Below are 10,717 nucleotides of genomic sequence, written 5' to 3'. Positions count from 1 at the left end.
ACAGAGTATGTGATAACGCATTTGGGTAAAACGAGGTACAGTTCTGTATATGAATGGCATTTTCAGTAAAGAAGTTTTGCGTAAAGACGATATCGTTGCATACCGCTTCTCTGCCGATCCTAATCTTAGTGCCTCAAGCAGTAACGACTCCAGTTTGTCTCTGTCTCGCCCCAGGGCGATTTAAACACTCCAAAGGAAATATGCAAGATGGCAAAGATCAAAGGTCAAGTGAAGTGGTTCAACGAGTCTAAAGGTTTTGGTTTTATCACTCCGGCCGACGGCAGCAAAGACGTGTTTGTACACTTCTCCGCTATTCAGGGTAACGGCTTCAAAACTCTGGCCGAAGGCCAGAACGTAGAATTCGAAATCCAGGATGGCCAAAAAGGCCCTTCAGCAGTTAACGTAACTGCTCTGTAATCCGCTCCGCCCCGGCGGTAATCGGCCATTTGGCTGATGGATGACATGTAATTCCCCCTGCCAGTACCCCACTGGCAGGGTGTTTAAAAATGCGCCTGGCGCCTGTCCCAATGCTTCCCGTTATCCTGGTTTTCCGCACGCGCCGCGACGCCGGCCTCATGATGGCGTAATCGTGGTTTAACGCTCATCAGGGCAAAATGACCAATCCAGAATGTTGATTGCGGCCGCTGATGGTCGGATAGGCGGGATCAAGGGCGCGCTTTTTACTGTTGCGACGATAGCTGGTGTAGGCGAAGTGATGCTCCGCCGGCGTTCCCGCCTCTTCCTCGCGGGTGGCGCAAATTGTGCAATGCCCGATATCGTCCACCGCCTGGAATCCCGCCGCGTTAAGCTTGTAACGGGCGATAGCGGCCAAATCCAGGCGCCGGTACGCCGGATTGACAATAGCCCCAGGTATGGGCAGGCGCGCTAAAAAATCCTCCACCAGGCCCTCGTCGACTTCATAACAGCAGGGCCGGGCCGACGGGCCTATGGCCGCGACCCAGTCCGCCGGGTCATCATCCTTGGCCAGCATGTCGGCAAAGCCTTCGATAATGCCCGCCAGCAGCCCGCGCCAGCCGGCGTGCAGCGCCGCGATCCTCTTGCCGTCGCGACGGGCGAACAGTAGCGGCAGGCAATCGGCGGTCAACACGCTAAGCAGTACGCCGGGGGTGGAGGTCAATACGCCATCCGCCGGTCCGCACTGCTCGGCAGGCCCTTCCACCCGGTGGATATGAATACCGTGTACCTGTTTTTTTACCGCCAGGGTTTCTTGCCAGGGCAGCAATGCCTCCGGCATCATGTGGGTTTTATCGCCAAAACCGTGCCTTATGCCTGCGACGCCGTCAATCAGATGAGAATAAGCTGTCATAGTATCCTGCGACAAAGTCCCGCAATGAAAAGGGTAGAGTAGCGTTATTTTACCTTATCCTTTCGCCGCTGTTTGTAACAAATATACAATTCGCGGCCAGGCAGGGGGAAATTTGCGCTTTGTTGCAAATTAGTAAGGCTTGTAGCATTGTTTTTGCGCTAATGATCCGATGGATCGGTTCTAATGCGTCAGATAATAAAAATAGCCGTAAGAGAATAGCGTGAAAACGAAGCCTGGTCAGGGTAAGCAGAATTTCATTCAGTGGCGTTATGGCCTGATGTGCATCGGCATTTCGGCTATCCTGGCGGTGTTGTTGATTCGCATCGGCTGGCTGCAGGTCATCAAACCGGATAACCTGGTGGCCCAGCAGAACATGCGCTCGCTGCGGGTGGAGCAGACGCCGATCCCCAGGGGTATGATAACCGATCGCAACGGTCAGCCGCTGGCGGTCAGCGTTCCCGTCGACGCCATCTGGGCCGACCCGTACGAGGTGGCGCAAAAGGGCGGGATGACCGAGTCCACCCGCTGGCAGGCGTTGGCGCAGACGGTCAATCTGCCCTTTAATGAACTTGCCTCGCGTATAAATCACGACCCCCATATGCGCTTTATCTACCTGGCGCGCCAAATCGAGCCGAACGTCGCTGATTATGTCAAGCAGCTGAAGCTGCCCGGCATTTATTTTAAAGAAGAGTCCAGGCGCTTTTATCCGGCGGGGGAAACGGCGGCCAACCTGGTGGGTTTTACCAATATCGACGATCAGGGCATTGAGGGCATCGAAAAAAGCTTTAACCGTCTGCTGACCGGCGTGGCCGGACAACGGGTGGTGCGCAAGGACCGCTTTGGCCGCGTGGTGGAAACGCTCTCCACGACCGACAGTTCCCCCGCGCATAACGTGGCGCTGAGCATCGACCTGCGGCTACAGCGTGAAACCGAAGAGGCGTTAAGCAACGCGGTGGCCTTCAATAAGGCGGATTCCGGCGCTTCGGTACTGGTGGATGTCAATACCGGGGAAATCCTGGCCATGGCCAGTTATCCCACCTTCAATCCGAACAACCGCGCCGGCGACAACGAAGACGATTTTCGCAATCGCGCCATCAGCGATATTTTTGAGCCGGGATCGACGGTAAAACCCATGGTGGTGATGACGGCGCTCAAGCAGGGGATCGTCAAGCCCGACACGCTGCTTGATACCCACCCCTATACCCTAGACGGCCACCTGATCCGCGACGTGGCGTTTTATCCGCAGTTGACCCTGACCGGTATCCTGCAAAAATCAAGCGACGTCGGGGTCTCGCGCATGGCGCTGGCGATGCCGGTGACCGCCCTGCTCAATACCTATCGCGGGTTCGGCCTGGGCCAGCCCACGGACTTGGGCCTGACCGGCGAGAGCGCGGGGCTGATGCCGCATCGCCAGCGCTGGGGCGAGCTGGATCGCGCGACGTTCTCCTTCGGTTATGGCCTGATGGTCACGCCGGTGCAACTGGCGCGGGTCTACGCCACCATCGCCAGCGACGGCATGTACCGGCCATTATCCATAACCCGTATCGACCCGCCGGTGGTCGGCCAGCGCGTGATGGATCAGGCCCTGGTGCATGAAGTGAAACATATGATGGAAAGCGTCGCCCTGCCGGGCGGCGGCGGCATCAAAGCCGCCGTCAGGGGATACCGGGTGGCGGTGAAAACCGGCACCGCCAAAAAAATCGGTCCCGACGGCCATTACGTTGATAAATATATCGCCTATACCGCCGGCATCGCGCCGGCCAGCCGGCCGCGTTTCGCGCTGGTGGTGGTGATAAATAATCCCCAGGGGGGCAAGTATTATGGCGGCGCGGTGTCGGCGCCGGTCTTCAGCACCATTATGGCGGAGGTGCTGCGCATCATGAACGTGGAGCCAGACGCGTTGCCGGAAGACGGCAATCGTCTGGTGGCCGCGTCCCGGCCGGGCAACGGCGCCTCCTGAGGCGCCGGGGTGACATTCCCGCTGCCGGCGGCGCGGATTTGCGGTAAGATGCGCACCTGATTGCGTTTACGTCCGGAACCGGTTATGCCCTGCTATCAATGCCCCCTTTGCCACCTGCCGCTCACGCGCATCGATAATGACTGGTGCTGCGCCCAACGGCATCGCTTTGACTGCGCCCGCGAGGGGTATGTCAATCTGCTGCCGGTGCAGTTCAAGCGCAGCAGGGTGCCGGGTGATAACCTGGAGATGATGCGGTCCCGCCGCGCCTTTCTGGATGCCGGTTATTACCAGCCGATGCGCGACCGGGTGATGGCGTTGATAAGCGACCTGGCGGAACCACCGGGCGGCGACTGGCTGGATATCGGCTGCGGCGAGGGCTACTACACTCAGGCCCTGGCGGCGACGATTGCGCAACGTGCGCAAGGGAGGCAAGTCTATGGGCTGGATATCGCTAAAACGGCGGTGCGACTGGCGGCGAAGCGGTATCCGCAGGCACGCTTTTGCGTCGCGTCCAGCCAGCGCCTGCCGTTTGTCGACCGGTTGCTCGGCGGCATATTACGTATCTACGCGCCCTGCAATCCCGCTGAAATGTATCGCGTCCTCAAGCCCGGCGGACTGGTGGTCACGGTGGCGCCCGGACCCCGTCATCTTTACCAGTTGAAGGCCTGCATCTACCCGCAGGTGGCGCTGCATCCGCTAAAGGATGAGCAGTTCCCCGGCTTTAGCGGACTGGCGACCGAGAGCCTGGGCTACGACATGGCGCTGACCGGCGAGGCCGCGGGCAGCCTGTTGCAAATGACGCCGTTTGCCTGGCGCGCCACGCCGGACGTCACGGCGCGATTAACCGGACTGGCGCGTTTTGACTGCGAAACCGATTTTATCATCCGCGCCTGGCGACGGGAGGATTAAGCATGCCTACAGGCCGGGCAGGGCGGCTTGACCGAAATGGGCATAAAGGATATTGCAGCCGATGCCTATCAGGATGACGCCGCCGATAACTTCCGCTTTCTTGCCAAGCCACGGGCCGATAAAGCGGCCAAGCAGCATGCCGAGAGTGGCCATGATCATGGTGGCCAGGCCGATAATGATTGCGGTATGCAGGATATTGACCTCCAGAAACGCCAGCCCCACGCCCACCGCCATGGCGTCGAGGCTGGTGGCGAACGCGGTGGTCGCCAGCACCCTCAGGCTATGCTGTCCCACGCGCGGCGGGGTTTCTGTTTGCCGTCGCAAGCCGCCCGCCACCATACGCATGCCCAGGCAGCCCAGCAGGGTAAACGCCACCCAGTGATCCCACGCCAGGAGATAACGGCTGGCCATCAGTCCCAGCGACCAGCCGACCAGCGGCGTAATGGCTTCGATCACGCCGAAAATCAGTCCGGTGCGCAGCGCTTCGCGCAAAGGGGGATTATGCAGGACGGCGCCTTTGCCGATGGAGGCGGCAAACGCGTCCATGGACATGCCGAATGCCAGGATAAGTGTTGCGGACAGGTTCATGATGATAACGCCTCGGCTGGGAGCCAATAAACACGCATCCCCATCACCCCAACCCCACGATGGCTCGTCGTGTCTATAGTCTCGCCGACCGCTTTGGTCGCCCGCACCACGCTTACGCCAAATTAATGGCGTATACACTGAATCCTTCAGCCCGAAGTATTCAGTGTATATAACGAGTATGTTGATACGGACATTTCCGCCTGATAGGGTGGAAACCGGCTACTCCCTAATGACCGCAAAACCATAACATCGTATTTACCGATTAACAACCACAAAAATAAAATAGCTTTTTGCCTGCAAGTCATTAGCGACAGCATAATAAAACATGAATCTTAGGGTTATTGAGGAACATAAAGAGTAGGGTTAATAACGCCGTTATCAACACTAGCGCTCGGGCGGTCGGCGGCAATAACAGCGAAAAAAGGGGTATAACTCAATTAATTATTTTCAAGAAAATGATTATAAATCCTTTGCAGATCATCAAGATGCTGAACCTGAATCAGCAGCCTTCTTTTCTCCAAATCTATGACCAGATAGCCATCCTCGGATAAATTCATATTTTTAATCCGCGCGTAGCGGATAAAAACGTTGGCATAATAAAAGCCGTCGTTTTTGAAAATCAATTTTGGCCGGCGGATATAAGCAAGGTAGGTCGCCATAAAGGCCAGAATTAATAATAACGTGGTGGTAAAGACCGTACCTTTATTAGTGATGTTCTGGTAAACCAAAATCATCACCAGACCGATAAATATCAGGCCGTCGATTCGGCTTTGACGCTTAAGCCCTATTTTAAGCCGGGTCCCGCCCTTAAGCATGCCCGCCACGACAAACTCGTCAAACAGCGCGAACGCCAATGCCAGCGTAATGATAACCAGCAGGACCATATCGGTAACTGACATCCTGACTCCTTCGCAAAAATGAAAAACCGGGGGGATTAGCCCCGGTTTCGGGTGACAATGTTCAACCTACGGCGGTTACAGACCCAGCAGGCCGATCCAGTAACCGAAGATCCCGATGGCGAAGAAACCGACGATAATCCACAGCGCGTTCACCTTGCGCCGCAGCAGCCACATGCACCCGAAGGTCAGCAGCAGCGGCACCAGGCCCGGCATCAGCTGGTTGAGGATGCTTTGCACGGTGGTAACCGTGGTCTGGCCGTCCGGACCGGTGATGCGCGACACCACCATGGGAATATTCACATGGGTCCACTTGTTGACCAGCGCCCCCATGACAAACAACCCAAGTATCGAGGCGCCCTCCGTCAGTTTTTGCAGGAAACCGCCACCCATGTCGTTAACGATATCCACGCCTTTTTTGTACCCGTAGGCCACGCCGTAATAACGGGTTGCCAGACGCACGGCGTTAAACAGGATAAAGAACAGCAGGGGACCGAGCAGGCTGCCGCTCATGGCAATGCCGGCACCGAGCGCGGCGAATACCGGACGTACGGTACCCCAGAAGATCGGGTCGCCTACGCCTGCCAGCGGTCCCATCAGGCCCACTTTCAGGCCGTTGATGGCCGCATCGTCAATGGGAGCGCCGTTGGCGCGCTGTTCTTCCATCGCCATGGTCACGCCTAATACCGGCGCCGCCACGTACGGATGGGTATTAAAGAATTCCAGGTGACGTTTAATCGCCTGTTTGCGATCGTCATTGTTCTCAGGATACAGACGACGGATCACCGGCACCATGGAGAAGCAAAAACCCAGCGCCTGCATACGTTCAAAGTTCCATGATCCCTGGAAAAGGTTCGAGCGAATAAAGACAGCACGCACGTCGCCGGGAGTCAGTTTCTTTGGAGCATTTGTTATATCGACCATTTCGCTCACCTATTAATCAAGTTCATTATCAAGATCGTTAACGCCCTTGGCGGCGCCGCCATTTCCACCGTTGGTCTGGTTATATTTCGGACTCAACTGGATATAAAGGACAGCCATGACCACGCCAATCACACCCAGGGAAACCAGGTTGAAGTTGGTAAAGGCCGCGGTGACGAAACCAAGATAGAAAAAGGGCATCAGGTAGCCGGCACGCATCATGTTGATGACCATTGCGTAACCTACTACCACGATCATGCCGCCGGCGATGTTCAGGCCATTGGTCACGACTTCCGGTATGGAACTGAGCATGGCGTGGACGGCGTCGGTACCGACGGAAACCCCGACGATAACCGCCGGAATGGCGATACGCATGGCCTGCAACAGCAGCGCGCCGACATGGATCCAGCTTAGGGCGCTGAGGTTGCCGTTTTCCGCGGCTTTGTCAGCGGCATGCTGAAAGGCGACGGTAATGGTACGCACGATAATGGTGAGCACCTGACCGGCTGCGGCCAGCGGGATCGCCAGCGCGATACCGGCGCCGACGCTCTGGTTGCCGGCAATAACCAGGATGGTGGAGATAATAGACGCCAGCGCGGCATCGGGCGCCACGGCGGCGCCGATGTTCATCCAGCCCAGGGCAATCATCTCCAGCGTACCGCCGATGATGATGCCGGTCTTCATATCACCCAGCACCAGGCCTATCAACGTACATGCCACCAGCGGACGGTGGAACTGGAACTCATCAAGAATTGAACCCATGCCCGCAATACAGGCCACTATAAAAATCAGCACAATCTGAAGCGTGGTGATCTCCATTGTACTTCTCCTCTGACAATCGTAAGAGAGCGGTAAATCTTTTTTTCAGGAAAGTGATACGCTCGTGAGTGTTAGTTTTCCCGGCGATTTATTTACCGAGTTTATTTATTAAATCCATCATCTTCAGCGGCGAATCCGATGAGACCTTGCGCACTTCAAGCTCAATTCCCCGATCGTTTAACTTACGAAACGCGGCGATATCCTGCTCGTCAACCGATACGGCATTGTTAACCTGGGTTTTACCCTGGCGGAACGCCATGCCGCCGATATTGACCGTGGTGATTTTGACGCCGCCTTCCACAACGCGCTCAACGTCGGTCGGGTTGGTAAACAAAAACATCACGCGATCCTTGGCGTAAGCCGGATTATCGTAAACGCGGATTGCCTTTGCCACGTCCACCACATGTGCGGTAACGCCTGGAGGAGCGACCTGGGTTAATAACGTCTTGCGCACGGTATCGGCGGCGACTTCATCGCTTACCACGATAATGCGTTTGACATTGGTTTCCTTGGTCCAGCGGGTAGCCACCTGACCGTGGATCAGACGATCGTCGATACGCGCCAGGCCAATGGTCATATGACCGCCGGCGTTCGGGTGCGGTTTGGCGGCCGGCTTCGGCGCGGCGATCGGGGCGGCGGCTTCGGCCGTCTGCGGTTCGGGCGCTTTGAGGGCCTTGACGCCTGCGCGTCCGGTTTCCACGGCGACACTCACCAGTTCGGCGAACGCCGGGTTGTCGTCACGCGCCATAAAGGTTTCCGCCAACATGGGGATATTGACGCCGGTGACGACTTCGTAATTCTCCTTATCGACAACAATACGGCTGGCGGCGTTGAACGGGCTGCCGCCCCAGGTATCAACCAGAAATAACACACCTTCCTGGGTATCAAGTTGCGCGATGCGCGCGGTATACTTTTCAATCAGTGTTTCAGCATTCTCCCCGGGAACAAAATCAATCCAGGCGACGTTTTGCTGCGCGCCCAATATCATTTCAGCCGTTTTAAGCAACTGCTCGGCCGCAGACCCGTGAGTGCCGATTATGATAGCAATACTCACTGATACCTCCTCTGTTAACAAATTGGATTAAGAAGTGGGCCGCCCGGCGTGTTTGATGCCAAAAAGCGCGGGCGGTTTTACTTCTTAACCAAGGTATTTTTATTAGCCACCCTGTTTGATGTCCGCTGTGTGTTGAAACGATTCATGTGGAGATGTGAATCAATAGCGGTTAAACGCGATTTATTTTAGTGTGTAAAAAAATAAAAATTGTGACGGCGCTCAGTTATTTGTGCATGAGGAAAACAATGAGCTCACAAACCAGTGTAGAGGACACGGATGACAACTTGCAGACAAAAAAAGTTTTATGCGTACCCGGATTTACCTGATAGAGTTGAATGTCCGACTTGATAAGGAGCGATGGGCCGCAGCCCCCTCTATGGACTGTCACCGAAAAAACTTCACCCCTGATGCATCGTTTTCCGCTTTACCCGTCCAGGCCCCGCCGGCATTGTGCGCCAGCGCCGGGTTATGCCCTGCCGCACCGCCGGGAATCAGATTTGTCCCCCGCATGCCCTTGATGAGAAAAAAAACCGCGTGTTCAACGACGCTTGCGCCCGGCGGCCGGCCTATCCGCGCGCCGGGCAATCTGGAATTATCAAGCCGTTTCGATGGGAACAGGACCTGGAGCAAAAGATGGAATTCTTGATGGACCCGACCCTGTGGGTCGGCCTGCTGACGTTGATATTGCTGGAAATCGTGCTGGGCATCGACAACCTGGTGTTCATTGCCATCCTGGCCGAAAAAGTCGCGCCGAAAAAACGCGACAAGGCGCGGGTTATCGGCCTGGCGCTGGCGCTGCTGATGCGTTTAGGGCTGCTGTCGTTGATCTCCTGGATGGTTACGCTGACCAAACCGCTGCTGAGCGTGGGCATGTTCAGCTTTTCCGGGCGGGATCTGATCCTGCTGCTGGGCGGGCTGTTTTTATTATTCAAGGCCACCACCGAGCTGCATGAACGGCTGGAAAACCAGGATGTGCAGCACGACGCCAATCGCGGATACGCCAGTTTTTGGGCGGTGGTGGTGCAGATAGTGATCCTTGACGCGGTGTTTTCCCTGGATGCGGTGATTACCGCGGTCGGCATGGTCAACAACCTGCCGGTGATGATGACCGCGGTGGTTATCGCCATGGGCATTATGCTGCTGGCGTCCAAGACCTTGACCCGGTTTGTCAATGCCCATCCCACCGTGGTGGTGCTGTGCCTGAGCTTTTTGCTGATGATTGGCCTGAGCCTGATTGCCGAGGGTTTTGGCTTCCATATTCCTAAAGGTTACCTGTACGCGGCCATCGGTTTCTCGGTGCTGATTGAACTGTTCAACCAGATTGCCCGGCGTAATTTTATCAAGAACCAGTCGCGCGGGCCGATTCGCCAGCGCACCGCCGAAGCTATTTTACGTTTAATGGGCGGTCCGAGGCTGCGCGAGGAGAGGGAGGCGGAAACGCCGGATGAACCCAAGGCGGAGTTTGCCGACGAGGAGCGTTATATGATTACCGGCGTATTATCGCTGGCGTCGCGTTCCCTGCGCAGCGTTATGACGCCGCGTAACGAAATATCCTGGGTGGACTGCCGGCGCTCTGTGGAGGAATTACGCGCGTCGCTGCTGGCGACGCCGCACAGTATGTTTCCGGTGTGCGACGGCGAGCTGGATCAGTTGATAGGCGTGGCCCGCGCCAAGGAGCTGATGGTGGCGTTGGATAAAGGCGAGGACGTGCGGGCCTATGCCGCGTTAAACCCGGCCATCGTGGTGCCGGAAACCCTGGATGTGCTGAACCTGCTGGCGGTGCTGCGTCGGGCGCGGGGCAGCCTGGTGGTGGTATCCAATGAGTTTGGCGTGATTCAGGGGCTGGTTACCCCATTGGATGTGCTGGAAGCCATTGCCGGCGAGTTCCCGGACGAGGACGAAACGCCGGATATCGTGGCGGAGGGGGATGCCTGGCTGGCCAAGGGCGGAACTGATTTGCACGCCCTGCGCCAGGCGCTGGACAGTGATGAATTTACCCAGGGTCACGAGAATGTCGCTTCTCTGGCGGGGTTGCTGCTGGCCGAGCGGGATCAGCTGCCGGTGGTGGGCGAGGTTATCGAGTTGGGCCAGTGGCGGTTTACGATTTTGCAAATGTTGGAATACCGCATCGAGCTGGTGCGTATTGAACGGGTGGCGCCGCCGGTGGAGGACGAGGAAGAGTAAACAGGGCAGGGACGCGATGTCGGCACGCTCTGGCGGGCGGGAAAACCACGCCCGCTTCG

Annotated in this window: 11 protein-coding genes; 5 read left to right on the top strand and 6 right to left on the bottom strand. The window is 56.8% G+C overall.

Going from position 1 to position 10,717, the window contains the following annotated elements:
• The first annotated feature begins 49 nt into the window (after positions 1-49).
• The gene (locus VGC33_RS11505; RefSeq protein ID WP_331120891.1) at positions 50-184 is read left to right on the top strand and encodes a DUF2627 domain-containing protein; all 135 of its coding nucleotides are present in this window, start codon (positions 50-52) and stop codon (positions 182-184) included.
• Between the two features lie 23 nt (positions 185-207).
• Positions 208-417: a transcription antiterminator/RNA stability regulator CspE gene (gene cspE, locus VGC33_RS11500; RefSeq protein ID WP_005968829.1), complete on the top strand. Its 210-nt coding sequence runs from the start codon at positions 208-210 to the stop codon at positions 415-417.
• A gap of 187 nt (positions 418-604) precedes the next feature.
• On the opposite strand, the gene pgeF is transcribed toward cspE, so the two are convergent.
• Positions 605-1,327, bottom strand: coding sequence for a peptidoglycan editing factor PgeF (pgeF, locus tag VGC33_RS11495; protein ID WP_331120890.1), 723 nt, complete (start codon positions 1,325-1,327; stop codon positions 605-607).
• A 277-nt stretch (positions 1,328-1,604) separates the two neighbouring features.
• Between pgeF and VGC33_RS11490 the strand changes: the two genes are divergently transcribed.
• Together VGC33_RS11490 and rlmA are read left to right on the top strand one after the other, a co-directional pair.
• Positions 1,605-3,287, top strand: coding sequence for a peptidoglycan D,D-transpeptidase FtsI family protein (locus VGC33_RS11490; protein WP_524535654.1), 1,683 nt, complete (start codon positions 1,605-1,607; stop codon positions 3,285-3,287).
• An 84-nt stretch (positions 3,288-3,371) separates the two neighbouring features.
• Positions 3,372-4,196, top strand: coding sequence for a 23S rRNA (guanine(745)-N(1))-methyltransferase (gene rlmA / locus VGC33_RS11485; RefSeq protein WP_331120888.1), 825 nt, complete (start codon positions 3,372-3,374; stop codon positions 4,194-4,196).
• A gap of 6 nt (positions 4,197-4,202) precedes the next feature.
• Here rlmA and mntP read toward each other — a convergent pair whose 3' ends face one another.
• From mntP to manX, 5 genes are all read right to left on the bottom strand, one after another.
• Positions 4,203-4,784: a manganese efflux pump MntP gene (mntP, locus tag VGC33_RS11480; protein ID WP_331120887.1), complete on the bottom strand. Its 582-nt coding sequence runs from the start codon at positions 4,782-4,784 to the stop codon at positions 4,203-4,205.
• 437 nt (positions 4,785-5,221) lie between these two features.
• Positions 5,222-5,683 (bottom strand): DUF986 family protein, encoded by a 462-nt coding sequence (locus tag VGC33_RS11475; protein ID WP_331120886.1) that lies wholly within the window; start codon positions 5,681-5,683, stop codon positions 5,222-5,224.
• A gap of 75 nt (positions 5,684-5,758) precedes the next feature.
• On the bottom strand, positions 5,759-6,604 hold the full coding sequence (locus VGC33_RS11470) for a PTS mannose transporter subunit IID (protein ID WP_331120885.1): 846 nt from the start codon (positions 6,602-6,604) through the stop codon (positions 5,759-5,761).
• A 12-nt stretch (positions 6,605-6,616) separates the two neighbouring features.
• Complete coding sequence (locus tag VGC33_RS11465) at positions 6,617-7,420, bottom strand: PTS mannose/fructose/sorbose transporter subunit IIC (protein WP_331120884.1); 804 nt, start codon at positions 7,418-7,420, stop codon at positions 6,617-6,619.
• Between the two features lie 88 nt (positions 7,421-7,508).
• Entirely contained in the window at positions 7,509-8,474 is a 966-nt protein-coding gene (gene manX / locus VGC33_RS11460; RefSeq protein WP_331120883.1) for a PTS mannose transporter subunit IIAB, read from the bottom strand.
• Positions 8,475-9,107: 633 nt separating this feature from the next.
• On the opposite strand from manX, the gene VGC33_RS11455 reads away from it, so the two are divergent.
• Positions 9,108-10,658, top strand: a complete 1,551-nt coding sequence (locus VGC33_RS11455; RefSeq protein WP_331120882.1) for a TerC family protein — start codon at positions 9,108-9,110, stop codon at positions 10,656-10,658.
• The last annotated feature ends 59 nt before the right edge of the window (positions 10,659-10,717 follow it).

This window comes from Acerihabitans sp., assembly GCF_036398755.1.
Taxonomy (GTDB): Bacteria; Pseudomonadota; Gammaproteobacteria; order Enterobacterales; family Enterobacteriaceae; genus Acerihabitans.
Note: the sequence above shows the minus strand (reverse complement) of the source record. Positions and strands in the feature narration are given on the sequence as shown.

Bases quoted from the DNA above. Each gene is read 5' to 3' on its own strand.
- pgeF (WP_331120890.1), bottom strand. From the start codon at position 1,327: ATGACAGCTTATTCTCATCTGATTGACGGCGTCGCAGGCATAAGGCAC.
- VGC33_RS11470 (WP_331120885.1), bottom strand. From the start codon at position 6,604: ATGGTCGATATAACAAATGCTCCAAAGAAACTGACTCCCGGCGACGTG.
- VGC33_RS11475 (WP_331120886.1), bottom strand. From the start codon at position 5,683: ATGTCAGTTACCGATATGGTCCTGCTGGTTATCATTACGCTGGCATTG.
- cspE (WP_005968829.1), top strand. From the start codon at position 208: ATGGCAAAGATCAAAGGTCAAGTGAAGTGGTTCAACGAGTCTAAAGGT.
- VGC33_RS11455 (WP_331120882.1), top strand. From the start codon at position 9,108: ATGGAATTCTTGATGGACCCGACCCTGTGGGTCGGCCTGCTGACGTTG.
- VGC33_RS11465 (WP_331120884.1), bottom strand. From the start codon at position 7,420: ATGGAGATCACCACGCTTCAGATTGTGCTGATTTTTATAGTGGCCTGT.
- VGC33_RS11505 (WP_331120891.1), top strand. From the start codon at position 50: ATGAATGGCATTTTCAGTAAAGAAGTTTTGCGTAAAGACGATATCGTT.
- rlmA (WP_331120888.1), top strand. From the start codon at position 3,372: ATGCCCTGCTATCAATGCCCCCTTTGCCACCTGCCGCTCACGCGCATC.
- VGC33_RS11490 (WP_524535654.1), top strand. From the start codon at position 1,605: ATGTGCATCGGCATTTCGGCTATCCTGGCGGTGTTGTTGATTCGCATC.
- mntP (WP_331120887.1), bottom strand. From the start codon at position 4,784: ATGAACCTGTCCGCAACACTTATCCTGGCATTCGGCATGTCCATGGAC.